Below are 24,523 nucleotides of genomic sequence, written 5' to 3'. Positions count from 1 at the left end.
GTGTCAGTTGGGGGGCAATGGCCATCCGAACTTGAGGCCGAGATCGTTTTTTAAGCGATATGATTAAAAAAGCGACAAAATGGAAACGCAGGGTCAGATGATGACGGAAACGGTGACGGCAGAGCAGATGCGGGCGCTCGAACGGGCGGCGATGGACAGCGGTTCGGTCACCGGTCTGGAGCTGATGGAGCGGGCCGGGCAGGGGGTGGCCGAGGCGATAAAGGCGCATTGGCCCGATGCGCGGCGGGCCGTGGTCCTCTGCGGCCCCGGCAACAATGGCGGCGACGGATTCGTGGTGGCGCGCCTCCTGGCGGACAGCGGCTGGGAGGTCGAGGTGCTTTTCCATGGCGCGGCCGACCGGCTGCCGCCGGACGCGCGCACGAACCACGACCGCTGGGCCGCGACGGGTGCGGTCGGGCCGCTGACGCTCGGCGCCGTGAAGCAGGCCGGCGAACCCGATGTGTGGGTCGACGCGATCTTCGGCATCGGCCTGTCGCGGCGCCCCACCGGAGAGCTCGAACGCGTGTTGTGCCATCTGGCAGGCCACGGCGGCGACCGGATGACCCTGCAGCCGAAGCTGGTGGCGGTGGACGTGCCCTCCGGTCTCGACGCGGACACCGGAGAGATCCCCGGAAAGGGCGCAGGGGAATGGGCGCCGCCGTGTCCGTTCTGCGCGCTGACCGTGACCTTCCATCGCGCCAAGCCCGGCCATCTTCGCGGAGAGGGCCCGGAGCATTGCGGGAAACTGATCGTCAAGGATATTGGGCTTTAACACAGCCACATGCCCGGAGGTGCCATGCAGTCGGAAACCATCACGCGCGACACGCTGCCGGATCTTGCGAAGCGGGTCGATCAGCACAAGTACGACCACGGCCACGCCGTTGTCCTCTCGGGGCCGCCGGGGCAGGGCGGGGCGGCCCGCTTGGCCGCACGGGCGGCGCTGCGGGTCGGGGCGGGTCTTGTGACGCTCGGCTGTCCGCTGCGCGCGGTGACGGAAAACGCGGTGCAACTGACGGCGATCATGATCCGCGGGCTCGACGGAACGGCGGGGCTGGCCGAGATGCTGGAGGACGAGCGATACAACGCTCTCTGCCTCGGGCCGGGGCTTGGGCTGGGGCCTGCCACCGGCGAACTGGTGCGCGGTGCGCTGAAGGCGCGGCGGGGCACGGTGCTGGACGCCGACGCCCTCTCTCGTTTCCAGCGCGAGCCGCAGGCGCTGTTCGACATGCTTCACGACAATTGCGTCCTGACACCCCACGGCGGCGAATTCCGGCGGCTGTTCCCCGATCTCGCCGGGCGGATGGAAAACGACGACGCGTTCTCAAGGATCGATGCCGCGCGCGAGGCGGCGATGCGCGCCGGGGCGGTGGTGCTGATCAAGGGGGCGGAGACGGTCATCGCCGCGCCGGACGGGCGGGTGGCGGTGAACGCGGCGGTAGAAGAGCGCGCCGCGCCGTGGCTGGCGACGGCCGGCGCGGGCGACGTGCTGGCCGGGATCGTCTGCGGGCTGATGGCGCGGCGCCTGCCGGCCTATGACGCCGCGAAGGCCGGCGCATGGCTGCATGTGGAGGCGGCGCGCGCCTTCGGCCCCGGCCTCATCGCGGAGGACCTGCCGGAGATGCTGCCGCGGGTGTTCCGCGACCTCGGGCTCTAGCGCGGTCTCAGGCGGGGGCGGTCACGCATTGCACCGCAGCCAGTTCCAGCCCGTCGGCATAGAGGATCTGCGGCGTCTCGAAGTGCAGCTCGAACAGGTCCAGCTTTTGTCGGCCGAGGCTGCGGATATAGGTGCCGTCGATCAGCCTGCAGGCCGGAACCAGCGCCTGGCTGGCCCCGAACAAAGCACTGGCGCGCCAGTCGCGAACCAGGATCTCCTGACGGGCGGGAAGGACCACGTCCCGGTCGGGCCGCGCGTTGCCCAGCGTGCCATGCGCGATGCTGACCGCCTCGACCGTGAGACGGCGGTGGCGCAGCCTGAACAGGCGGGCGGTGCCCGAGGTGCGGGTGATGATCCGGTCGCCGGGTGTCAGGTGTTCGACCGGCAGTTCGCCGTCGAGAGTCAGCACAAGCGTGCCCGCGCAGACCGCATTCAACGGCTCGCGTGACACGACATGCCGCGCGCGCAACTGCGCGTTCGGTCGGTTCGTCATTTCTGGGCGTCCTGCTCTGGTTGCCTCTGGTTTTTGCAGGAGTGTCCCGTAACATGCGGCCAAAGTCACGGATTTTCTGACCGGGGCGGCATTGCTTTTTTCCCTCGCAAGCGCGCGGGGCCTTTGCTATGGAGCGCGCCACGGAGCGGGTGTGGCGAAATTGGTAGACGCACCAGATTTAGGTTCTGGCGCCGCAAGGCGTGGGGGTTCAAGTCCCTCCACCCGCACCACCGTTCACGGCACGTTCGACAGGCTGCCCATGTTCCTCGCAAGAGTTGCCCGGCTGGGGCCTCGCTGTGACAAGGGAAAATCCGAGTTTTTCCGTACCATAGAGCAGCGCATCATGGGTCGTGTGATCCATTCGATCGGGCGCAGGCTGTGCGCCGCCTGGGGCATTCTGCCGATGGTCTGGCTGCTTTACACATGACACGCATGGTCGAAGCCGGTTTTCGGCGGGCTTCTCCCTATGCCGTCCACGCGCCGGAGAAAATCTTCTGAAAAACGTCACGAACGATATCACAGACCGGTGATTTCCAGTCCGGTCGCGTTAGATGCGGTTGACAGCAGCGGTCGATCTCGATCCCGACCGCCGAAGCCGGAGGACTTCGATGACCGACACGCCAGACACCCTCCGATCACGCTCCCACTGGGCGGTGATCGGACTCTTCCTGATCGCGGCGGGCGGGGTGCTGCTGCTTGCGCGGACCTTCCTGATGCCGCTGATCCTCGCCTTCCTGCTTTCGCTGACATTCTCTCCGGTGAGGCGCTTCTTCAAGCGGACGGGCCTGCCCGACGCCATCTCGGCGGGTATCATCGTGCTGTCGCTGGTCTCGCTTTGCGCGGTGGCCGCCGGCGGGTTGGCCGGGCCGGTGCAAAGCTACATCGACAACGGCCCGAGCATCATGCGCGACGTGGAGATCAAGCTGCGCGGCATCAGCGACCTCGTGGCCAAGGTCTCGGACGCGACCGAGAAGGTCGACGAGCTGACCGATACCGACGCCGAGGGGCCGAAGGTTGCCGTCGACACGGGGCCGGGCCTCTTTACTCAGGCGGTCATGAGCGTGCCTTATGTCATGGCCCAGGCTGTACTGACGCTGGTGATGCTCTTCTTCCTCATCGCGTCGGGCGACATGTTCTACGAAAAGCTCGTGGCCGTCAGTCCAACCTTCAAGGACAAGCGCCGCGCCATCCGCATCGTCTATGATATAGAGCGCAAGATCAGCCGCTATTTCCTGACCATCACCGTGATCAATGCGGGGCTGGGGGCTGCTGTCGGCCTTGCCCTCTGGGCGCTGGGGATGCCGAACCCGGTGCTGTTCGGTGTGCTGGCGTTCGCGCTGAACTTCATCCCCTTCATCGGGGCGCTGGCCGGAGTGGCGCTGACCTTTGCAATCGGCATCGTGTCGTTCGACACCGTGGGTGCGGCGGGGCTGGCCGCGGCCACATACTTCGTGCTCACCAGCATCGAGGGGCAGCTCGTGACGCCCTATGCCGTGGGACGCAGCCTGAACCTGAACCCGGTGGCGGTGTTCGTGGCGGTGGCCTTCTGGGGCTGGGCCTGGTCGGTGGTGGGCATGTTCGTGGCGGTGCCGGTGCTGATCATCGTACGCGCGATGTCCGAACGGGTCGACAGCCTGCACGGGCTGGGTGTGTTCCTTTCGGGACGTGGCGACGACGACCTGGGGCACACGCAGCCGGAGTGAGCGCGCCCGGGCCGGTTCGCGTCGGGAGGCCGGGCGAGGCCGCCCGCCGGGGTCCGGGGGGCGGCTGCGGGCATTGCCGGCCCTCGGTTCCGTTGCGGTCACCCGGGGCCACGAATCGCTGCCGAAGACGGGTTGCCGGCAGATCGGATGGAGGCCCGCTGGTCGGGCTGTACCGGCTTCGAGGACCGGAAGCGGCAAGGGGAGGCCCGGAGGCCTGCCAGGGGCACGCTGCGGCGGCCAAACCCGCTTGCACTGTTGTGCGCAGGTCAATAGAAGGTGCCAAATTCAATTGCGCCCCCATCGTGGGGCGCGTCTTCATTCGAGGGAAGAGACGATGCAGGTCACCGAGACGCTGAACGAAGGCCTCAAGCGCGGCTATGCCATCACCGTGACGGCGGCCGAGCTGGACGAGAAGGTTACTGCCAAGCTGAAAGAGGCGCAGCCGGACATCGAGATGAAGGGCTTCCGCAAGGGCAAGGTGCCTCTTGCGCTGCTGAAGAAGCAGTTCGGCCCGCGCGTGCTGGGCGAAACCATGCAGGAAGTCATCGACGGTGCCATGAACGAGCACTTCGAGACGTCCGGCGACCGCCCGGCGCTGCAGCCGGAAGTCAAGATGATGGACGGCGAGCAGTGGAAGGAAGGCGACGACGTGCGCGTCGAGATGTCCTACGAGGCGCTGCCGGAAGTCCCCGAGATCGACCTGTCCACCATCACCGTCGAGAAGCTGGTGGTGAAGGCCGACGAGGAGTCGGTGAACGACGCGCTCAACAACCTCGCCGCCACCGCCAAGGACTTCGAGACCAAGGAAGGTGCGGCAGAGGACGGCGACCAGGTGGTCTTCGACTTCCTCGGCAAGGTCGACGGCGAAGCCTTCGAGGGCGGCGCGGCAGAGGATTACCCGCTGGTGCTTGGCTCCGGCTCCTTCATCCCGGGCTTCGAAGAGCAGCTGGTGGGCGTGTCCGCCGGTGACGAGAAGACCGTCGAGGTGAAGTTCCCGGAAGAGTACGGCGCGGAGAACCTCGCCGGCAAGGACGCGACCTTCGAGTGCAAGATCAAGGAAGTGAAGGCTGCCAAGGCCGCCGAGATCGACGACGAGCTGGCCAAGAAGTTCGGCTCCGAGGACCTCGAGAGCCTGAAGAACCAGATCCGCGAGCGCCTGGAGGCTGAGTACGCCGGTGCGGCGCGCCAGGTGATGAAGCGCGGCCTGCTGGACCAGCTTGACGGCATGGTGTCCTTCGACCTGCCGCCGACCCTGCTGGATGCAGAGGCCAAGCAGATCGCGCACCAGCTGTGGCACGAAGAAAACCCGGACGTGCACGACCACAACCACGACACCATCGAGCCGACCGAAGAGCACATGAAGCTGGCCGAGCGCCGCGTGCGCCTCGGTCTGCTGCTGGCAGAGCTGGGTCAGAAGGCAGAGGTCGAGGTGACCGATGCCGAGATGACGCAGGCGATCATGAACCAGGCCCGCCAGTACCCGGGTCAGGAGCGTGCCTTCTTCGACTTCGTCCGCCAGAACGCACAGATGCAGCAGCAGCTGCGCGCGCCGATCTTCGAGGACAAGGTCATCGATCACATCGCCGACCAGGCGCAGGTCACGGAGAAGGAAATCTCCAAGGACGAGCTTGAGAAAGCAGTCGAGGCACTCGAGGAAGAGTGACCCGGCGCGGCTGGCGGGTCACAAACCGCCGGTCGGGGACAGTGAGAAACTTGAAGGCCGCCCTCTTGAGGGCGGCTTTTTCTTTTTGGCGGATCTGCGGGCGGGCGGCGTTGTCAGACGGCGGCCTGGTACGGCTGGAAGCTGCCGGAACTCCGGGCCTCGCCCACGGTGAAGAAGTCGATTTCGGTCAGCAGGTCGCGGGCGCCGCCCTGCAGGCGGGTGCCGGAATCGCGGGACTCCTGGACCATCGCGGCGTTCTGCTGCGTCACCTGGTCGAGCTGCGAAACGGAGGCATTGATTTCCGCCAGTGTCTGGCTTTGCTCTTCCATGCCGTGCGCAATTTCCTTCACGCGTTCGGAGATGCCGTTCACGCCCTGGAAGATCGTCTCGAACTCTGTCGTGGCGCGGTTCACGAGGTCGGAGCCCTCCCCGACGTGTTCCGAGCTGGACTGGATCAGCGCCTTGATCTCGTTCGCGGATTCGGAGCTGCGCTGCGCAAGCCCCCGGACTTCGGACGCCACGACAGCGAAGCCGCGACCGGAATCGCCGGCGCGCGCGGCTTCTACCCCGGCGTTCAGGGCCAGCAGGTTGGTCTGGAAGGCGATGCCCTCGATCACGGCGATGATCTGGCTGATCTGGCTGGACGATCCCTCGATCTTGTCCATGGCGGCAGTCAGGTTGGCCACGAGGGTGCGCCCGCCCTCGGCTGCGGTGCGGGTCTGGTTGGCGACGTTGCGCACCTCGTTCGCGTTTGACGCGGCAGAGCGCGCGGTGGAGGTCAGCTGGTCCACGGCGGCGGCAGTCTGTTCCAGCGTGGCCGCCTGCGTTTCGGTCCGGCGGGAGAGGTCGTCCGTCGTTTCCATCATCTCGTCAGCGGTGCGGCTCACGTCGGTCGAGACGTTCTTGACGTTCTTGATCAGCTCCGCCAGCTGGGTCATGCAGGCGTTGTAGGTTTCGCCGAGCGCATTGAGGTCCGGCGCGTTGCAGGGCGCGACCTGGCGTGTCAGGTCCCCGGTCGACAGCGCCTCCAGCGATTTCTTGATGTCAGTGATCGCAAGCTGGCGATCGGTGATGTCCGAGGCGACCTTGATGACCGCACGAACCTTGCCGTCGTCACCGATGACCGGCGAGTAGCAGGCCTGAATGAATACCGTTTCCCCGGACTTCGTGACGCGGGGAAACTGGCTGGTGAAGGTTTCACCTTTCCGGAGCCGGTCCCAGAACGAGGCGTATTCGGCGCCTTCGCGGTAGGTCTTGTCCACGAAGAGGGAGTGGTTCTGTCCGCGGATCTCGTCCAGCGTGTAGCCCAGCACTTCGAGGAAGGCGGCGTTCGCCCATTCGATCTCTCCGTCGGGTTTGAACCTGATGACGGCATGTGTCGCGATCACCATGTTGACGAGATCGATCTCCTCCGAGTCGGGAGATGTGGTCTGGGGAGCATTTGTCTTGAAAGGCCACATGGGACACCTCTGGAAGCATGATGTTCCGAACATCCCTAAGGGCGCATCCTTTAAAAATTCTGACCAAATTTCGGTGTCCGCAATTTTATCTCAAATTCTGGCGCTGCCTGCGGGCCGGTTTGCCAAGAAAAAAGCCGCGCGGTCCGGGACCGCGCGGCTTTCGCATGTCAGAGGCGCAAGGCCTGTCAGTCGTCTTCGCCCTCGGCGGCCGGAGCCGGAGCAGGCGCTGCGTCGTCGTCGTCCGACGCGGCAGAGCCGAGGTCGTCGAACAGTTGCGACACTTCGAATTCGGCCTGTGCTTCTTCCTCGGCGGCCAGTTCCTGGATGGACTTGCCGGATTCCTGAAGCTCTGCCTCTTCGGGGGAGCGTGCGACGTTGAGGGTCACGGTGACCATGACCTCGGGGTGCAGGTGCACCTCGATGTCGTGCAGGCCAAGTTCCTTGATCGGGGTCCGGATCAGGATCTGCTTGCGGTCGATCGAGAAGCCCTCGGCGGTGGCCACGTCGGCCGCGTCACGGGTGGTGACGGAGCCGTAGAGGTTGCCGCCGTCGGAGGCCTGACGAATCACGACGAACTGCTGGCCGCCAAGACGGTCGGCCAGTGCTTCGGCCTCTTTCTTGGATTCCAGGTTGCGTGCTTCGAGCTGTGCCTTCTGCGCTTCGAAGGAGGCGATGTTCTCCTTGGAGGCGGTCAGGGCCTTGCCCTGCAGCAGCAGGTAGTTGCGCGCGAAACCGGGCTTGACGTCGACGACGTCGCCCATCTGGCCGAGCTTGGCCACGCGTTCGAGAAGAATGACTTGCATGTTGGCCTCCTTACTTCACGGCGTAGGGAAGCAGGGCGAGGAAACGGGCGCGCTTGATCGCACGGGCCAGTTCACGCTGCTTCTTTGCCGAGACGGCGGTGATGCGGGACGGAACGATCTTGCCGCGCTCGGAGATGTAGCGCTGCAGGAGGCGGGTGTCCTTGTAGTCGATCTTGGGCGCGTTCTCACCGGAGAACGGGCAGACCTTCCGGCGGCGGAAAAACGGTTTTGCAGCCATGGTTTATGCTCCTTGTTCTCTGGGGATCAGTCGCGGGGACGACGCTCGCGGCGGTCGCCACGGTCGTCTTTCTTCTGCATCTGGACGGAGGGGCCTTCCTCGTGCTCGTCGACCTTGATGGTCAGGACGCGCATCACGTCGTCGTGCAGGCGCATCAGGCGTTCCATTTCCTGCACGGCGGACGACGGTGCGTCGGTGCGCAGGAAGGCGTAGTGGCCCTTGCGGTTCTTGTTGATCTTGTAGGCCATGGTCTTCACGCCCCAGTACTCGGACTCGACGACGTTGCCGCCATTGTCCTTCAGCACGGTGGAGAAGTGTTCGACAAGACCTTCGGCCTGCGCGTTGGACAGGTCCTGGCGCGAGATAAAGACATGCTCGTAAAGCGGCATGTGCACTCCATTTCTATCAAGGCGCGTTTCAAAGGGCGGGCTTTGCCTTCCGCGCCCGACCCACGAGAGACCGCGCGGTTCAACCGTTCATGCGGAAGGAAGCGCCCGTATACACGCTTTGCCGGCCATTGCAAGACGCGGTGCGGGGACCCGGAATTGCCCCCGGGCGGTCATCATGGCGCCGGGATCGCCCGTCACGTGTAGCGCAAGGTGAAAGGGGTCGTGAAGGGCCCCGTGCGTGAGGTCAGGTATGGGTTGGCTGCGATATGCAGTGGTGTCGGGATCTGCCGTGGCGGTGGTCGTAGCGCTTGCGCTGGTCTGGGCGCCGGGTATGCGGGCCGCGCAGCCTGTGGTGGCGCCCGTGACGGGGCACTACGTCGAGCGGATGGTGCCCGAGCTGCACGGTGGCCCAGTCTACAGCTACGAATACGCACCGCCCACCGACATCGGCAAGTCGCATGTGATGCCGGGCCGGTTCTGGTCGGGGCAGGGGCCGCGCCGCTGGATCGGTTTCGGTCCGGTGAACGGCGCGCCGCGCCCGACCGTTGTCCTGCTGCACGATGCCGGGCGCGACGGTCACGCGATGATCGACATGTGGGACGAGGTGGCCCGCCGCGAGGGGCTTATCCTGATCGCCCCGGACTCCTCCGACCCGAAGGGCTGGGCGATGGAGGACAGCGGCCCGGCCTTCCTGCGGCGGCTGCTGGAGGCGGCAGGCGAGGTCCATCCGATCGACACCGACCGGGTCTTCTTGATGGGGCATGGCACGGGGGCGGTCATGGCAGACAACCTCGCGCGGCGCGGCGATCCCACTTGGCGGGCGGTGGCGACGCATGGCGGACACGGCAGCGATCCGGTTGCGCCGGACGGGCGCCGGATGCCGGTCTTCGCCTACCTCGGCGAGGGCGATCACCTCTTTCCGCTCGACGTCCACCGGGATGCGCTGAAGGCCCTGCAACAGGCGGGCCATGACGTGGCGCTGACCGTGATCCCCGACCACACGCACTGGTACTACACGCTGGGTCCGCAAGTGTCGGCAGACATCTGGCATCACTTCCAGGCCACCATGCCGCCGCCCCGGAGTTTCCCGGAAGCCGCCGCAATCCCGTCGGGTTTGCCGGTCACGCTCGGATCAAGGTTAACGGTCCGCAAGGGCCAGACAGCGACAGGAGACGCGAGATGAAGGCGATGGCACAGGCAACGGAGGGCCGCGGGGCCTCGGACGTCATGGACCTGTGGCCGGTCCGTCACCTCGTCCTGCGACTTGTCCTGCTGTGTGCGGGGGCGGGGCTGGCGATGTCGGCCTTCGGCATCTGGCTCGTCGGCGGAGGCATCGGTTCGCCGGTGCTGATGCTGATGAAACTGGGCGTATCGCTCTTCATGCTGATCGTCGGCATGTCGATGATTGTCATGTCGAAGTCGCAGACAAGGGCCTGACCTGTTCGAAATTCAACACAACATGTTGAGACAGCGCGAGTTGTGCGGATGCTGCAATGCGGCGACATGTGGGTCATCTTACAGTCCACAAAGGTGACACCATGAAATCCGCACTTCTCGCCACCGTCGTCTCGCTGCTGCCGCTCTCTGCCTTCGCAGGAGAGGCATGGACGCTCGACCCGAGCCACAGCCAGATCGTCTTTACCTACAACCACCTCGGCTATTCCACCGGCACCGGCATGTTCTCCGGTTTCGAAGGCACCATCGACTGGGACGCCGAAGATCCGGCGGCCTCGTCCGTGTCCGTCTCCTTCCCGGTGATGTCGATGCTGACCGGCTGGGAAGCCCGGTTCGAGCACTTCATGTCCCCCGACTTCTTCGACGCCAGCGAAGACGAGATGGTGACCTTCGAGTCGACCTCCATCGAAGTGACCGGCGAAGACACTGCGCTGATCACCGGCGACCTGACGCTGAACGGCGTGACCAAGGAAGTCGTGCTGGATGCCAAGCTGAACCAGCAGATGGACCACCCGATGGAAGGCAAGCCCTGGGCCGGTTTCGACGCCACCACGACGCTGGTGCGCTCCGACTACAACGTCGGCGCCTTCGCGCCCTACGTCAGCGACGAGGTCGAGGTGTCGATCTCCATCGAGGCGATGAAGGCGGACTGATCCGTCTCACGGTGACGGGCCGCCGGGGAGCGGCCTGTTGCCATAGGTTCTGACAGCGCCCGGCCCGCGTTTCCGCGCAGGCCGGGCGTTTCTGTTTCAGGGGCTGTCAGGTGGTGTCCGCTGGGCTTTGGCTGCGTCAGTGCTGCCCCCGGGCCCCGCCAATTCGAGCTTCGTTTGAAGCACTCGGATCGGCGCGCGTCCGCAATCGCGCCACAAACGTCATCGAAAACGGGGCCCGGAACGGAGGTATTCCCGCATGTTCGATGTGATGCCCGATGGCGACTGGGGCGGCGCGGCGTGGCGCCTGCTCGACCCGCGCCCGCTGAAGGCGGAGGCGCCCTATACCTATTTCATCCCTAGCCCGCGTGAACTTGCCCGGCTGGAACCGGGCGACGTCGTCATGCTGGAATTCATGGCGCCCGCGCGCGGGGACCACCCCGGCCAGCGGCTGCCGGTGCGGCTGGACACGCAGGCGGGGGATCACTGGTTCGGCATGCTGATGAGCGCGCCGCGCGACCTGGCGGGGCTGGAGGCGGGCAGCCTCGTGGAGTTCCGGCCTTGGCACATCGTGGCCGTGCCGGAAGCGCGCGCCGACGAGGGCGCACATGAGGAGGAGTCCCGCTTCCTCGCCTGCGCGCTTGTCGACGGGCGCATCCTGTCGGGCGGGGCCGAGGTCGGTGCGCTCGAACGGCGGCACCCGATGCCCTGGACCGGGCAGACCAGCCCCTACGCCCGCATCTACGGCGAGACAGGGTGGGTCTTCTATCCCGAGGGGGGGCCGCGCCTTGCCGATCATGCAATGGATTATGTGCCCATCGGGCTGGTGCTGAACATCGACGACAGCATGCTGCCGCTGCTGCGCAAGCCCTTGGGCACGCGGATCATCCGGTGGAAGGAAGGCTGGCGCACCCTGCGCGGCTAAACCGGACCGCAGGAAAAGTGACGCCGCCCGACCCCGACGGTGCGGGACCGGGCGGCGTCTTCCGCGAGTGATCAGGATCCGCCGGCGCGCGCGGCGGTAAGGTTGACGCTGACCTGCACGTCGAAGCCAAGCTGCGCAGGGTCGGTCATCGTTTCGCCCATGCCAAAGGCGCGGCGGTCGAGCGTTGTGGTGCCTTCCATCTGCGCGGTGCCGTCCGCGAGGTCGAGCGTGAAGGGCAGGGTGACCGGCACCTCCGTCCCGCGCAGCGTCAGCACCCCGTCGGCAACATAGCCGTCCTCGGTCCGGGCGATCGGCGCGGTGAAGGTCGCGGTGGTGAACTGCTCCGCATCGAAATACTCGGGGCCGAGCGCCTGCTTCGTCACGCTGCCCAGCGACAGGGACGGGATGGAGATGGTCACGGTGACCTCCCCCTTCTGGCCCGTGCCTTCGCTGTCGTCGAAGGCGATGTCGGCGGTCCAGTCGGCAAAGCTGCCCTCGACGGTCTTGCCGAACTGCTGGACGGAAATCCCCAGCGTGCCTTCCGTCACCTGCCAGTCGCTTTCGACCTCTGCCAGCGCGGGGCGCAGCGGGGTCGGTCCGGGGGCGGCGCTCGTGTCGTGGCTGAAGAGACCGGAGGCGGCGGCCACGCCGAAGGCCAGCGCCCAGGTGGCCAGCGCGCCGGTGGGGGCCGCGATGCCGTGACGCCTGGCGGGATGTGCACCGGCGTCCGTCCGCCCGAACCACATCCGCCGCAGGGTGGCGTCGCGGTCGATCACCGCGTGTTTCACCGCGCCCGCGACGTGCAGTCCGACCGAGCCCAGCATCACCCATTGCAACACGTAATGGATGGTGGCGAAGACCTCGGCCAGCTCCGGGCTTTTCGGCACGAAGGGCAGGCTCTGTCCGAAGGGCCACAAGATCGGCGCGAACCCTTCGGTTGCCGCGTGCTCGATCCAGCCGGACAGCGGCACGAGGACGAGGCTGCCGTACAGCAGCCAGTGCACCAGTTCGGCCATGAAGGTCTCGGCCCGCCGTTCGGGGTGCAGCGCCACCGGCTTTGGCTGGGTCACCGCCCAGGCGATGCGGATGACGGCAAGCACGAGGATCGTCACGCCCAGCGTCTTGTGGATGGAAAAGAGCGTGGCCTTGGTGGCCAGCTGCTCGGCCGTGTCATAGGCCGCGTTCGATGCCAGAAACCCCAGCGGGAACATGGCGAGGATGCCGAGGGCCACGGCCCAGTGCAGGGTCTTGGCGACGGTGCCGTAGCGGGTGGCGGTGTTGGTCAGGGACATCGTTTGCTCCTGTGCGGGATGGCGCGGATTTCGCCAACATGTGGTCCTGCCGCGGTGCAGCGCAATCTCTGCACGTGCACAGACATCGTGCGGCAGGCGTTGCATGGCTGTCCCGGGGGCGGTATTGGCTGAAGGCCAAGGATCAGACGCTGAGGAGAGGGCCATGACCCGCGCTTTCATTTTTCCCGGGCAGGGTGCCCAGACCATCGGCATGGGGCGCGATCTTGCCGAAGCCTACCCGGCAGCCCGCGCCGTCTTTGACGAGGTCGACGCCGCACTGGGCGAAAAGCTGTCGGCGCTGATCTGGGAGGGCGACCAGGACACGCTGACCCTGACCGAGAACGCGCAGCCTGCGCTGATGGCGACATCCATCGCGGCGCTGCGTGCGCTGGAGGCCGAAGGGGTGGGCATAGGGGCCGCGTCCTACGTGGCGGGCCACTCGCTGGGCGAATACACTGCGCTGACCGCGGCGGGCGCCCTGACGGTGACCGACGCGGCCCGTCTGCTGCGCGCGCGCGGCAAGGCGATGCAGGCGGCGGTACCGGTGGGCGAAGGCGCCATGGCGGCGATCCTCGGGCTGGACCTTGCTGCGGTGCGCGCTGTCGTGGCGCAGACGGCGAAGGGCGAGGTCCTGGCCGCGGCCAACGATAACGACCCGGCACAGGTGGTGATTTCCGGTGCCAAGGCGGCGGTCGAACGCGCCGTGGAGGTCGCGAAGGAGAAGGGGGCGAAGCGTGCCGTCCTTCTGCCGGTCAGCGCACCGTTCCACTGCGACCTGATGGACCCGGCCGCCGACGTTATGGCCGAGGCGCTGGACGACGTGAATATCGCCGAACCCAAGGTGCCGCTGGTGGCCAACGTGCGCGCCAGTGCCGTGACGGACGTGACCCTGATCCGCAACCTGCTGGTCGAGCAGGTCTGCGGCGCCGTGCGCTGGCGCGAGTCGGTGGAATACATGGTCGCCAAGGGCGTGACCGAGTTCTGGGAGATCGGCGCGGGCAAGGCCCTGTCCGGCATGGTGCGCCGCATCGACCGCTCTGCCGCCGTGCGCAACATCGGCACCGCGGCGGAGGTGGTCGCCGCCGCCGAGAGCCTCAAGGGCTGACCGCGTCAGGCGCCGGGCAGGAGCCCTGCGTCGTTTGACCGGCCCTTGCGCCACGCCTTCCAATAGCGACGGAGCCGCTTTGCCAGCGGCTTCGTTTCCTCCGCCAGGATGAGGCGCCCGAGGGCAAAGGCCTCTTCTTCCAGCGTCATACTGTGCGCCCGCACCAGCGCGGCGAATCCGGCAACGTCCGTATCGGACCCGAAGTCGTAGGCCTGTTCGAGCCGCTCTTCCAGCACACAGGCGTCGTGGTGGCTTCCCAGCAGGTCCGACAGCCGGTCGAGCGCGTCGAGGCGCGGGGACATCATCTCTGGATGCGTCGGCGCAAGCAGGCGGCAATGGGACCGGTGGTACTTCACCCACTTGCGCCAGTCGTGCAGCGTCTCCTCGGTCGGGGTGCGCCAGGCGGTATCCATCGTGCGGCGGGCGCGGTCGTAGGTCCGCGCCATTCCCTTGCGCAGCGGCCCGAAGCCGTCGTCGTCCAGCGTCCAGCCCGCCGCACGTCCGCGCAGGAAGGTCAGGGCCGCGCGCGCGGATTGCAGCCGGTCCGCGGTTTGGTCGTCCCAGGCCACGCGCTTGGCGTCCAGCACCAGCCGCGCCCGGATCGGGGCATAGGCCGCGACCGAGGCCGGGTCGAGCTCCGCCGCGACCCTGTCGCAGGTCTCCACCAGCGTGCCGGCGTCGCGCAGGCCGGAGAGACCGCGGCCGATGTCGCGCAGAGCCGCATTTTCGGCGGCGTAGTCCGCAAAGGCCGGACGCACGAGCCGCAGGAGCCCGCGCGTCTTCTTGCAGCGCTTGCGGACCTGATGGACGCGGGCGGCGGTGTCGAGGACAGGGTCGTCAAGCTCGGCCAGCGCGCGGTCGATCTGTTCGCAGGCGATGCGGCGCAGGGCGTCCTGCGGGCCGCTGTCCTTCTTGCGGATGCGATAGGGCACGGTGCTTTCCTTTCCCGGCGCGGCGGAGGCGCCTGTCCCGGCCATCATGGGAAGAATCGCCGGCTTGGAAAAGGTTTCCCTCGGTCGCGGGGGCATGCGGCACTGGCGGAGGCCGCGTCCGGCTGGTAACCGGAAGCAAAGGAAGTCCGAAGGAGACGAGGGTCATGTTCGATCTGACAGGCAAGACGGCGCTGGTGACCGGCGCATCGGGGGGTATCGGCGGCGCGGTCGCGAAGGCGCTGCATGGCGCAGGGGCAACGGTGGGGCTTTCGGGCACCCGCACCGAACCGCTTGAGGCGCTGGCCGCGGAACTGGGCGCGCGCGCGCATGTGCTGCCCTGCAACCTGTCTGACGCCGACGCGGTGAACGCACTGCCCAAGCAGGCGGTCGAGGCGATGGGCAGCCTCGACATCCTTGTGAACAACGCGGGCATCACCCGGGACAACCTGTTCATGCGTATGTCCGAGGAGGAGTGGGCGCAGGTGCTGGAAGTGAACCTCACCTCCACCTTCCGCCTGTGCAAGGGCGTGCTGCGCGGTATGATGAAGGCGCGCTGGGGCCGGATCGTGAACATCTCGTCCATTGTCGGCTCGACCGGCAACCCGGGGCAGGGCAACTATGCCGCCGCCAAGGCGGGTCTCGTGGGCATGTCGAAGTCGCTGGCCTACGAGGTGGCGAGCCGCGGGATCACCGTGAACGCGGTGGCGCCGGGCTTCATCGAGACGGCGATGACCGACAAGCTGAACGACGACCAGAAGGCCGCGATCCTCAACCAGATCCCGGCTGGCCGCATGGGCACGTCGGAGGAAATCGCGGCGGCGGTCCTGTACCTCGCCAGCCCCGAAGCCGCCTACGTTACAGGCGCCACGCTGCACGTGAACGGCGGGATGGCAATGCTTTGATGCCGCGAGGCGGCCTTCTGCGCGGCAGCACGGGAAAGCATTTGCCATCCCCTCCGCCTGTGCTATAGGCCGCACTGATTTACAGGCCGGTGCGCAGCCTTGCGCACTGGAACCCGGGGTAAGCCCGGAAGATCGAGCCGCCCGCCAATCGGGCAACGAACGTCCGCCGCGGGGTCGGGCAAACTGGGCTCTGAGTGGCCCACAGACTTGTGAGGAAAGAACATGAGCGACATCGCAGATCGCGTGAAGAAAATTGTGGTCGAGCACCTGAGCGTTGACGAAGACAAGGTCGTCGAATCGGCCTCGTTCATCGACGACCTCGGCGCGGACAGCCTCGACACCGTCGAGCTGGTGATGGCGTTCGAAGAAGAGTTCGGCATCGAGATCCCGGACGACGCGGCCGAGACCATCCAGACCTTCGGCGACGCGGTGAAGTTCATCACCGAAGCGCAGTAAGCGTTACCGTCTGACGGCTTTAGCGGCGCTCCCTCGGGGGCGCCGTTTGTCGTTCCGGACGGGTTACGGCGCTCGCCTCCGGCATCGCCCCGCCCACCGTCCCCGGCCGCATGGCGCAGCCACCCGGGCTTGCGCTGCGGCGGACACGAAAAGGGGCGCCGACCCGATGGGTGGCGCCCCTTTGCTTTTCCAGAATGACTCGTGTCCGACCCCGTCAGCGCAGGGCCGGACCGCTGTCTTCAGGCTCCGGCCATCAGCCGTCGAAGTCGACTTCCTCGATCAGCTTCAGCGCGGCCGCGCGTTCGCCCGCGATGGTCATCAGGTTGGTCTCGTCCGGAGTGAATGTGCCCCAGCCCTCGACCAGTTCGGCCGGCTCTGCGCCCGGTGCGATCGGGTACTCGTAGTTCGCCTCGGCATAGATCTCCTGCGCCTTCGGCGAGGTCAGGAATTCCATGAGTTTCAGCGCGTTCTCCTTGTTCGGAGCGGCGGCGGTCATCGCCACGCCGGAGATGTTCACATGCGTGCCGGAATCCTCGAAGGTCGGGAACACGATGTCGACCGAATCCGCCCATTCCTTCTGTTCGGGGTCGTTCAGCATCTGGCCCATGTAGTAGGTGTTGCCGAGGCTGATGTCGCACTCGCCCGCCCAGATCGCCTTGACCTGCGCGCGGTCGTTGCCCTGCGGCTTGCGGGCGAGGTTGGCCTTCACGCCTTCGAGCCACTCGCGGGTGTACTCTTCGCCGTGGTGGACCAGCATCGCGCTGACGAGCGCCACGTTGTAGGCGTGGGTGCCGGAGCGGGTGCAGATGCGGCCCTTCCACTTCGGATCGGCGAGATCCTCGTAGGTGGTCACTTCGCCGTCTGCCACGCGCTCCTTGGAGGCGTAGACGACGCGGGCGCGGGTGGTCAGGCCCCACCACTGCTTGTCCGGGTCATGGTAGATCGCCGGCACGTTCGCCATCAGCGTCTCGCTTTCGACGGGCTGGGTGACACCGGCCTGCACGACGGCGTTCAGGCGCGAGATGTCGACCGTCAGCACGACGTCCGCCGGAGAGCGCTGGCCCTCGGCCTGCAGGCGCTCCACCATCCCCTGTTCGAGGAAGGCGACGTTGACCTTGATGCCGGTCTCTTCGGTGAAGGCGTCGGTCAGCGGGGCCAGCAGTTCCGGCTGGCGGTAGCTGTAGACGTTGACTTCTTCCTGGGCCAGCGCGGGCGCGGCCAGGGCAAGACAGGTCAGTGCGGTTGTGGCACGAACGAACATTGAAGATCCTTTCGGAGCATTGTCAGATGGGGGCGTTAGAACCCGACAAAAAAGATCAGTCAATACCCGACGGGAACGCTCAGGCTTTTTCGCGCAACTTTGCCGAATCCCAGAGGGCGTCCATCTCTTCGAGGTCGCTGTCCTCGGGCCGGCGGCCGTCCTCTGCAAGACGGTTCTCTATGTATTTGAAACGGCGGGTGAACTTGGCGTTGGCCGCCCGCAGCGCCGCCTCCGGGTCGATGTCGAGATGGCGGGCGAGGTTGGCCACCACGAAAAGCATGTCGCCGAATTCCTCGAACTGCTGGTCCTTGTCCTCCGCCTGACGGATTTCTTCCAGCTCTTCCACCAGCTTGTCCATGACGTGGCCTGCGTGGGGCCAGTCGAAGCCCACGCGGGCGGCGCGCTTCTGCAGCTTCACCGCGCGCATCAGTGCGGGCAGGCCGAGGGCCACACCGTCGAGCGTGCCTTTCTGCGCCTTGGCCGCGCGTTCGGCGGCCTTGATCTTTTCCCAGTCGAGGGTCTGCTGGTCGGCCGACTTGTCGCGGCTTTCGTCACCGAAGACGTGCGGATGCCGCGCGACCATCTTGTCGGACATCGTGTCAGCCACCTCGTCGAAGGAGAAAAGCCCTTTTTCCTCCGCTATTTGCGCGTGAAAGACCGACTGGAAGAGCAGATCGCCCAGCTCGCCCTTCAGCTCGTCCCAGGCTTCGCGGTCGATGGCGTCGGCGACCTCGTAGGCCTCTTCGATGGTGTAGGGCGCGATGGTGGCGAAGTCCTGCTCCAGGTCCCAGGGACAGCCGGTCTCGGGATCGCGGAGGCGGCGCATGATCTCAAGCAGGCGCGGCATGCCGCCCTTGGGGTCGTGGATCAGGTCTGTCATTGCCTTTCTCCCTCGGCTGGGGTTTCGCTTCGGTGTGCGGGATCGGGCGGAAGGAGTCCAGACGATGGTGGTTGTGAACCGGATTGCCGGGTTTGCGGAGGAGATGGCCGGATGGCGGCGCCACATCCACATGCACCCGGAGCTGAGCCTCGACTGTCACAAGACGGCGGCCTTCGTGGTCGAACGGCTGAAGGCATTCGGCGTCGACCGGATCGAGACCGGCATCGCGGAAAGCGGTGTCGTCGCGGTCATCGACTGCGGGCCGGGGCCGGTGACCGCGCTCAGGGCCGACATGGACGCGCTGCCGATCCGGGAGGCGACCGGCGCCGAATGGGCATCGCGAGTAGACGGGCAGATGCACGCCTGCGGCCACGACGGGCACACCGCGATGCTGCTGGGCGCGGCGAAATACCTATGCGAAACAAGGGCTTTTCGGGGGAAGGTGATCCTTGTCTTCCAGCCGGCCGAAGAGACGATCGGCGGTGGACGCCTGATGGTGGAGGACGGCATCTTCGACCGGCACGGGGTCGAGGAGGTCTTTGCCCTGCACACCGATCCCTTTGCGGAGCTTGGCGTCTTCCGGACCAACCCGGGGTCGCTGATGGCGGCGGTGGACGACTATGCGCTGACGGTGCGGGGCAAGGGCGGACACGCGGCCTATCCGCACGAATGCCGTGACCCGATGCCCTGCGCGGTGGCCATCGCGCAGGCGTTGCAGGCGCTGCCGCGGTCCGTCGATCCGCTCGACAGCCTTGTGGTGGCGCTTACGCAGTTCCATGGCGGGACGGCGCCGAACGTCATACCGGACGCGGTGACTCTGGGGGGCACGGTGCGCAGCCTGACGCCCGCAGTGCGCGACCGGGTGGAGCAGCGGATCGCAAAGATCGTGGCGGGCGCGGCGGCGATGCACGGGGTGGAGGCGGAGCTGGACTATCGCCGAAACTATCCGCCGACGGTGAATCACCCCGAACAGACCGGATTCGCCGTCGAGGTGGCGCGCGAGGTGTCCGGAAAGGTCGTGGACGACATGCCGCCGGAGATGGGCGCGGAGGACTTTTCCTACATGCTGGAGGCGCGGCCCGGCAGTTTTCTCTTTCTGGGGCAGGGGCTTGGCCCCTCGGTCCATCACCCGGAGTTCGATTTCAACGACGATGCGGCGGTCATAGGGGCAAGTTTCTTTGCACGTCTGGTGGAACGGAGACACGCATAGTGATCATTTTTCCGCCAAGATTCCGGCATAGGTTGACGAAAGGTCAATGAACGACCGATTAACGTCAGTCCGAGGGTTCCGTTTTCCCGGGAACCGGAGCAGTGTGCGCGCGACAATAAGGACACGCTAGGGAGACCCGCATATGGTCATCGTGAATTCCATCGCGGCGCTGGAAGAGGAAATGACGGGGTGGCGCAGACACCTGCACCAGAACCCGGAACTGGGGCTCGACTGCTTCAAGACCGCATCCTTTGTCGTTGATAAACTGAAGGAATTCGGGATCACCGAAATTCACGAGGGAATCGCGCGGTCTGGCGTGGTGGCAATCATCGAAGGGCGCGCGCCGGGGCGGACCATCGGGCTCAGGGCCGACATGGACGCGCTGCCGATGGAGGATCTGTCGGGAACGGACTACGCCTCGACCGTTCCGGGGCTGGCGCATACCTGCGGGCACGACGGTCATACGACGATGCTGCTGGGCGCTGCAAAGTACCTTTCCGACACCCGTAACTTTGCCGGACGCGTGGCGCTGATCTTCCAGCCGGCGGAGGAGAACGAGGGCGGCGGCCGGATCATGGTCGAAGAGGGAATCATGGACCGCTTCGGCATCGAAGAGGTCTTTGGCATCCACAATTCGCCGGGCGCGCCCGAAGGGTCGCTGAACACCAACCACGGCGCGCTGCTGGCCGGTGTCGACGAGTTCACCATCCATATCAAGGGGATAGGCGGTCACGGTGCGCAGCCGCAGAACACCGTGGACCCGGTCGTCGCGGCGGCCTCCATGGTGATGGCGATGCAGACGATCCTTGGCCGGAACGTGAACGCGCTGGACCGCGTGGTGGTCAGCGTGACGCAGATCCACACCGGGTCGGCGATGAACATCGTGCCGGAAACCGCGATGCTGAACGGGACGGTGCGCTACTACGACACCGATGCTCAGGCGACGGTGAAGTCGCGCATGGCGGAGATCGTGGAGTTCCAGGCGCGCAGCTTCGGCTGCACCGCGGAACTGGACTACGAGGACGGCTATCCGCCGACCATCAACCACCCCGAGCAGGCGGCCTTTGCCGCCGAGGTGGCGCGGGAGGTCGTGGGCGCCGAGATGGTCGACGAGGACACGCCGCCGATCATGCCGGGCGAGGATTTCTCCTACATGCTGCAGGCGCGGCCCGGAGCCTACCTGTTCCTGGGGCAGGGCGACACGCCGATCTGCCACCACCCGAAGTACGATTTCAACGACCGCATCGCGCCGATCGGGGCGAGCTTTTTCGCCCGGCTGGTGGAGCGCGCGCTGCCGATTGGTTAACGCGCGGCCCGGCGGGGCGGGTGAACGGATCGTTCGGGGGGCGCGCGGCGGGGTTAATCCGCCGTGCGCCGCAGCATGTGGTGGCGCGGTGCGGGCACATCCGCAAGCGGGTTCACCAGTCCTGACGGAAATTAACCTTTCCTGACGCGCCATAAGGGGTGAACCGGCCGGTTGAGGGGGTCGAACCGGCCGGTTGTTAACCTTTGGTCCGGCGGTCCCCCGCGGTACACGTGACGTTGCGTCACCCTTGTTAACGAATGCCGCCCGCCGGCGCGGTGCCGGCCTGAAAGCCCGGCCTGCGGGCCGTTGCGCTTGACTGCGCTGTGCGCGCCATGTGACCTCGGAACGGGAAGAAACAGGAGCGACCCATGAGTCTGGAAGAGGCAAAGACGCAGATCGATCACGCCTTCACCCGCGAGGACCTGAAAGGCCCCTCGTTCGAGAACGTGTTTGCCGGGGCGCCGTCCTTCCTGCGGCGGAAGTACACCAAGGACCTGACCGGGGTGGACGTGGCGGTGACGGGGCTGCCCTTCGACCAGGCGGTGACCAACCGGCCCGGTGCGCGGCTGGGGCCGCGGGCGATCCGCGAGGCCTCGCTCCTGCAGACGATGGACAAGCCCTACGGCTGGGATTTCGACGTGCTGTCGGAATGCGCCATCGCGGACTACGGCGACATGGCGCTGGACTATGCCATGCCGTCCGAGGTGCCCGCGCGGGTGGAGGCGCATGTGAGCGGCATCCTCGACGCGGGGGCGGCCTGCGTGGCGCTGGGGGGCGACCACTCGGTGACCTGGGGCTGCCTGCGCGCCCATGCGAAGAAGCACGGGCCGCTGAGCGTGATCCAGTTCGACGCCCACACCGACACCTGGGCCGACGACGACTTCAACCGGGTCGATCACGGGACCTTCATGTACAAGGCCGCGAAAGAGGGGATCGTGGTGCCGGAGCGGTCGGTGCAGATCGGCATCCGGACGGACAACCCCGACACGCTGGGTTTCAACATCATCGATGCGCGGGAGGTCCACGAGATCGGCGCGGAGCAGGTGGCGCAGCGGGTGCACGAGATCGTGGGGCAGGCGCCCTGCTACCTGACCTTCGACATCGACGCGCTGGACCCGGCTTTTGCGCCCGGCACCGGCACGCCGGTCTGGGGCGGGCTGAGCAGCCACCAGGCGGCGGTGATCCTGCGGCGTCTGGCCGGGCTCGACCTGAAGGGCGGCGACGTGGTGGAGGTCTCTCCGCCGTTCGACACCACCGGCGCGACGGCCGTGGCCGCGGCGCATGTGGCGACGGAGATCCTGTGCCTGTGGGGCTGGCGGCGGCGCAAGGCGGTTTCCGGCTGACGCCCGGATATCGGCGAAGGCGCGCCACCTGGCGCGTCCCGCACTTTCAGAATCGCGCCGAACCGTGCAGATGCGGAACCTGTTATCCCGGAAGGACGTGGAGACGTGCGCTTATTCTTCTATCTCGTGGTGCTGTGCGTCATTGGCGGCTTGGCGTGGATCCGGTTTGCGCCGTCCGATCCTGCCTACTGGAACGTCGATCCGCAGGTGACGGCGGACCAGGACCTGGCCGACGGCGTGCGGCGGCGCATTCCGGGCGGTGAGCCGGTCTTCGAGCGGCTGAACGCGATCATCCTTGCGACGCCCCGGACGGAGGTGCTGGACGGCAGCGTGTCGGAGGGGCAGGTGACCTATATCACCCGCTCGCAGTGGATGGGCTTTCCCGATTACACCACGGTCAAGCTGAGCGACGGCGTGCTGGAGCTGTGGGCGCGCCTGCGTTTCGGCCGCGCCGACATGGGCGTGAACCGCGACCGCGTCGAGGGCTGGCTGGCGCAGCTGGGCGCGGGGCGCGACGACTAGGCCGCGCCCGGTTCCGGTGCCTCAGGAGGCTTTCTCGTAGCGCGGGGCGTGTTCCGCGAAGGGCTGCATCTGTTCGTCCAGGGCGGCCGCGAATGCGGGCCGGGCCGTGCCCCGGTCGCGGTAGGCCCTGAGGGTCGGGTAGGCGGCGAGTGTCTCCTCGGGCACGTCGCGCAGGACCGTCACCATCAGCACATCGGCGGCGGTGAAGCGGTTGGCGACCAGCCAGTCGCTGTCGCCGAGCGCGTCGGACAGGCGCGAGAGCTTGCGTTCGACCAGCGCGGTGACCTGCGGCACGATGCGGCCCGCGGCTTCCTTTTCCCTGGCGAAGATCGACAGGAAGGCCAGTTGCGCCACGAAGGGCTCGACCGAGTTCAGAGCGGCGAAGCACCACGAGAGGGTGCGGTCGCGGTCGGCGGTGTCCCCGGGCAGCAGGGCCGGGGAGCGTTCCGCGATGCGCCAGACGATGGCGCCGCTTTCGAAGAGCGCGGCCCCCTCGGCGTCGAGCGTCGGCACCTGGGCGAAGGGCTGGCGGGCGAGGTGCCCCGGCTCTGTCTGCTTGCCCTGTTCGATCAGTTCCACGTCGTAAGGCAGCCCCGCTTCGCGCAGCGCCCAGCGGACGCGCAGGTCGCGGACGTGGCCCTGGGCAAAATCCGGCACCCAGTCGTAGGCGGTGATGGTGATGTTCTTCATGTCCGTCTCCTCTCGCTGCATTAGGGTTGATATCAACGTGATTGGCGCGCGTCAATCCGCGCCGTCTTGACCGCGGCTGCGATTTGCGGGCAAGCAGGGCGCCATGATCCCTTCTGACCGTTTGCACCAGATCAAGGCGCGGCTCGAATATGTCGAGGCGCAGATGGCCACCGGCGGCGGGGACATCGTGGCGCTTGGCCGCGAGTTCGCCGAGCTGTCGCCCGTTGTGCGCAAGATCGCGGAGTGGGAGCGGCTGACCTCCGACATCGAGGAGGCGGAAGCCATGCTGGCGGACCCGGAGATGCGGGCGCTGGCCGAAGAGGAATTGCCGGAGCTGCGCGCGGCTCTGCCCGCGGCAGAGAAGGCGGTGCAGCTTGCGCTTCTGCCGAAGGACGCGGCGGATGCTCGCCCGGCGGTGCTGGAGATCCGGCCCGGCACGGGCGGCGACGAGGCGGCGCTGTTCGCGGGCGACCTCGCGCGGATGTACCAGCGTTATGCAGAGGCGCGCGGCTGGCGCTGGGACGTCATCGAGGAACAGATGTCCGAGCTGGGCGGCGTGAAGGAGCTGGTGGTGCGGGTCGTGGGCGAGGGGGTCTTTGCCCGGCTGAAGTTCGAATCGGGGGTGCACCGCGTGCAGCGCGTGCCGGAGACGGAATCGGGCGGGCGCATCCACACCTCTGCCGCGACGGTGGCGGTGCTGCCGGAAGCGCAGGAGGTCGACATCGCCATCGCGGCGTCGGACATCCGGATCGACACCATGCGGTCTTCCGGTGCGGGCGGGCAGCACGTCAACACCACGGATTCGGCGGTGCGGATCACCCACCTGCCGACCGGCATCGTCGTGACCTCGTCCGAGAAGTCGCAGCACCGCAACCGCGAGATCGCCATGCAGGTCCTGCGCACCCGGCTGTTCGATCTGGAGCGGTCGAAGGCGGATGCCGCGCGGTCGGCCGACCGCAAGGCGCAGGTGGGCTCGGGCGACCGGAGCGAGCGCATCCGCACCTACAACTTCCCGCAGGGGCGGATGACGGACCACCGCATCGGCCTGACGCTCTACAAGCTGGATGCGATCATGGGCGGCGACCTCGACGAGATCATCGACGCGCTGATCTCGGAACACCAGGCGGCGCTTCTGGCGGAAATGGACGGGTGATGGCGGGTCTTTCGCAATACCGGACAGAGGGAGGGTGC

At 66.8% G+C, this 24,523-nt stretch carries 24 protein-coding genes, 1 tRNA gene and 1 pseudogene; 16 read left to right on the top strand and 10 right to left on the bottom strand.

All coding sequences use genetic code 11. From position 1 onward, the window contains the following. Window positions 1-100 precede the first annotated feature (100 nt). Window positions 101-1,654 (top strand): annotated as a pseudogene (locus CDO87_RS27640) (NAD(P)H-hydrate dehydratase). Window positions 1,655-1,661: 7 nt separating this feature from the next. Here the strand turns inward: CDO87_RS27640 and CDO87_RS01385 are convergent. Beyond that, the gene (locus CDO87_RS01385) at window positions 1,662-2,147 is read right to left on the bottom strand and encodes a Hint domain-containing protein (protein ID WP_100927098.1); all 486 of its coding nucleotides are present in this window, start codon (window positions 2,145-2,147) and stop codon (window positions 1,662-1,664) included. A 145-nt stretch (window positions 2,148-2,292) separates the two neighbouring features. On the opposite strand from CDO87_RS01385, the gene CDO87_RS01380 reads away from it, so the two are divergent. From CDO87_RS01380 to tig, 3 genes are all read left to right on the top strand, one after another. After that, window positions 2,293-2,377, top strand: a tRNA-Leu gene (locus CDO87_RS01380). Window positions 2,378-2,755: 378 nt separating this feature from the next. Beyond that, complete coding sequence (locus tag CDO87_RS01375; protein ID WP_254698264.1) at window positions 2,756-3,850, top strand: AI-2E family transporter; 1,095 nt, start codon at window positions 2,756-2,758, stop codon at window positions 3,848-3,850. 334 nt (window positions 3,851-4,184) lie between these two features. Continuing rightward, window positions 4,185-5,513: a trigger factor gene (tig, locus tag CDO87_RS01370; RefSeq protein WP_100927097.1), complete on the top strand. Its 1,329-nt coding sequence runs from the start codon at window positions 4,185-4,187 to the stop codon at window positions 5,511-5,513. Window positions 5,514-5,626: 113 nt separating this feature from the next. Here tig and CDO87_RS01365 read toward each other — a convergent pair whose 3' ends face one another. The 4 genes from CDO87_RS01365 to rpsF form a co-directional block, all read right to left on the bottom strand. Next, window positions 5,627-6,973 (bottom strand): methyl-accepting chemotaxis protein, encoded by a 1,347-nt coding sequence (locus tag CDO87_RS01365; RefSeq protein WP_100927096.1) that lies wholly within the window; start codon window positions 6,971-6,973, stop codon window positions 5,627-5,629. Window positions 6,974-7,158: 185 nt separating this feature from the next. Further along, a complete protein-coding gene (gene rplI, locus CDO87_RS01360) occupies window positions 7,159-7,776 on the bottom strand; it encodes a 50S ribosomal protein L9 (protein WP_100927095.1) in 618 nt (205 codons plus the stop codon). Window positions 7,777-7,786: 10 nt separating this feature from the next. Further along, window positions 7,787-8,014 carry a 30S ribosomal protein S18 gene (rpsR, locus tag CDO87_RS01355; RefSeq protein WP_005608650.1) on the bottom strand — a complete coding sequence of 76 codons (228 nt, stop codon included), beginning with the start codon at window positions 8,012-8,014 and terminating at the stop codon, window positions 7,787-7,789. 26 nt (window positions 8,015-8,040) lie between these two features. After that, window positions 8,041-8,403, bottom strand: a complete 363-nt coding sequence (gene rpsF / locus CDO87_RS01350) for a 30S ribosomal protein S6 (protein WP_100927094.1) — start codon at window positions 8,401-8,403, stop codon at window positions 8,041-8,043. A gap of 250 nt (window positions 8,404-8,653) precedes the next feature. Here rpsF and CDO87_RS01345 point away from each other — a divergent pair, with 250 nt between their 5' ends. The 4 genes from CDO87_RS01345 to CDO87_RS01330 all read left to right on the top strand — a co-directional run bounded on the left by CDO87_RS01345 (window position 8,654) and on the right by CDO87_RS01330 (window position 11,433). Then, entirely contained in the window at window positions 8,654-9,586 is a 933-nt protein-coding gene (locus tag CDO87_RS01345; protein ID WP_100927093.1) for a dienelactone hydrolase family protein, read from the top strand. Further along, a complete protein-coding gene (locus CDO87_RS01340; RefSeq protein ID WP_100927092.1) occupies window positions 9,583-9,840 on the top strand; it encodes a hypothetical protein in 258 nt (85 codons plus the stop codon). Before CDO87_RS01345 ends, CDO87_RS01340 begins: the two co-directional genes overlap by 4 nt. Before the next feature lie 101 nt (window positions 9,841-9,941). Further along, on the top strand, window positions 9,942-10,511 hold the full coding sequence (locus CDO87_RS01335; protein ID WP_100927091.1) for a YceI family protein: 570 nt from the start codon (window positions 9,942-9,944) through the stop codon (window positions 10,509-10,511). Between the two features lie 256 nt (window positions 10,512-10,767). After that, the gene (locus CDO87_RS01330; RefSeq protein WP_100927090.1) at window positions 10,768-11,433 is read left to right on the top strand and encodes a hypothetical protein; all 666 of its coding nucleotides are present in this window, start codon (window positions 10,768-10,770) and stop codon (window positions 11,431-11,433) included. A gap of 71 nt (window positions 11,434-11,504) precedes the next feature. Here CDO87_RS01330 and CDO87_RS01325 read toward each other — a convergent pair whose 3' ends face one another. After that, complete coding sequence (locus CDO87_RS01325; protein WP_100927089.1) at window positions 11,505-12,725, bottom strand: cytochrome b/b6 domain-containing protein; 1,221 nt, start codon at window positions 12,723-12,725, stop codon at window positions 11,505-11,507. A gap of 163 nt (window positions 12,726-12,888) precedes the next feature. Here CDO87_RS01325 and fabD point away from each other — a divergent pair, with 163 nt between their 5' ends. Beyond that, a complete protein-coding gene (gene fabD, locus CDO87_RS01320) occupies window positions 12,889-13,830 on the top strand; it encodes an ACP S-malonyltransferase (RefSeq protein WP_100927088.1) in 942 nt (313 codons plus the stop codon). Between the two features lie 5 nt (window positions 13,831-13,835). On the opposite strand, the gene CDO87_RS01315 is transcribed toward fabD, so the two are convergent. After that, window positions 13,836-14,762, bottom strand: a complete 927-nt coding sequence (locus tag CDO87_RS01315) for a CHAD domain-containing protein (protein ID WP_157814884.1) — start codon at window positions 14,760-14,762, stop codon at window positions 13,836-13,838. A gap of 164 nt (window positions 14,763-14,926) precedes the next feature. On the opposite strand from CDO87_RS01315, the gene fabG reads away from it, so the two are divergent. Together fabG and CDO87_RS01305 are read left to right on the top strand one after the other, a co-directional pair. Then, window positions 14,927-15,664, top strand: a complete 738-nt coding sequence (gene fabG, locus CDO87_RS01310; protein ID WP_100927086.1) for a 3-oxoacyl-ACP reductase FabG — start codon at window positions 14,927-14,929, stop codon at window positions 15,662-15,664. A 222-nt stretch (window positions 15,665-15,886) separates the two neighbouring features. Further along, window positions 15,887-16,120 carry an acyl carrier protein gene (locus CDO87_RS01305; protein ID WP_005856007.1) on the top strand — a complete coding sequence of 78 codons (234 nt, stop codon included), beginning with the start codon at window positions 15,887-15,889 and terminating at the stop codon, window positions 16,118-16,120. Window positions 16,121-16,373: 253 nt separating this feature from the next. Here CDO87_RS01305 and CDO87_RS01300 read toward each other — a convergent pair whose 3' ends face one another. Together CDO87_RS01300 and mazG are read right to left on the bottom strand one after the other, a co-directional pair. Then, window positions 16,374-17,381: a Fe(3+) ABC transporter substrate-binding protein gene (locus CDO87_RS01300; RefSeq protein WP_100927085.1), complete on the bottom strand. Its 1,008-nt coding sequence runs from the start codon at window positions 17,379-17,381 to the stop codon at window positions 16,374-16,376. A 79-nt stretch (window positions 17,382-17,460) separates the two neighbouring features. Then, window positions 17,461-18,261, bottom strand: a complete 801-nt coding sequence (mazG, locus tag CDO87_RS01295) for a nucleoside triphosphate pyrophosphohydrolase (RefSeq protein ID WP_100927084.1) — start codon at window positions 18,259-18,261, stop codon at window positions 17,461-17,463. A 64-nt stretch (window positions 18,262-18,325) separates the two neighbouring features. Between mazG and CDO87_RS01290 the strand changes: the two genes are divergently transcribed. The 4 genes from CDO87_RS01290 to CDO87_RS01275 all read left to right on the top strand — a co-directional run bounded on the left by CDO87_RS01290 (window position 18,326) and on the right by CDO87_RS01275 (window position 22,642). Next, window positions 18,326-19,471: a M20 aminoacylase family protein gene (locus CDO87_RS01290; protein ID WP_100927083.1), complete on the top strand. Its 1,146-nt coding sequence runs from the start codon at window positions 18,326-18,328 to the stop codon at window positions 19,469-19,471. A 142-nt stretch (window positions 19,472-19,613) separates the two neighbouring features. Beyond that, on the top strand, window positions 19,614-20,777 hold the full coding sequence (locus CDO87_RS01285; RefSeq protein ID WP_100927082.1) for a M20 aminoacylase family protein: 1,164 nt from the start codon (window positions 19,614-19,616) through the stop codon (window positions 20,775-20,777). 368 nt (window positions 20,778-21,145) lie between these two features. Next, window positions 21,146-22,120, top strand: coding sequence for an agmatinase (gene speB / locus CDO87_RS01280; protein ID WP_100927081.1), 975 nt, complete (start codon window positions 21,146-21,148; stop codon window positions 22,118-22,120). Between the two features lie 105 nt (window positions 22,121-22,225). After that, entirely contained in the window at window positions 22,226-22,642 is a 417-nt protein-coding gene (locus CDO87_RS01275; protein ID WP_100927080.1) for a DUF1499 domain-containing protein, read from the top strand. A gap of 21 nt (window positions 22,643-22,663) precedes the next feature. Here CDO87_RS01275 and CDO87_RS01270 read toward each other — a convergent pair whose 3' ends face one another. Next, the gene (locus CDO87_RS01270) at window positions 22,664-23,332 is read right to left on the bottom strand and encodes a glutathione S-transferase family protein (protein ID WP_100927079.1); all 669 of its coding nucleotides are present in this window, start codon (window positions 23,330-23,332) and stop codon (window positions 22,664-22,666) included. A 103-nt stretch (window positions 23,333-23,435) separates the two neighbouring features. Here CDO87_RS01270 and prfA point away from each other — a divergent pair, with 103 nt between their 5' ends. Further along, window positions 23,436-24,485: a peptide chain release factor 1 gene (gene prfA / locus CDO87_RS01265; RefSeq protein WP_100927078.1), complete on the top strand. Its 1,050-nt coding sequence runs from the start codon at window positions 23,436-23,438 to the stop codon at window positions 24,483-24,485. Window positions 24,486-24,523 lie beyond the last annotated feature (38 nt).

This window comes from Sagittula sp. P11 (assembly GCF_002814095.1).
GTDB lineage: Bacteria > Pseudomonadota > Alphaproteobacteria > Rhodobacterales > Rhodobacteraceae > Sagittula.
This window is presented reverse-complemented; position numbering and strand designations above follow the sequence as displayed.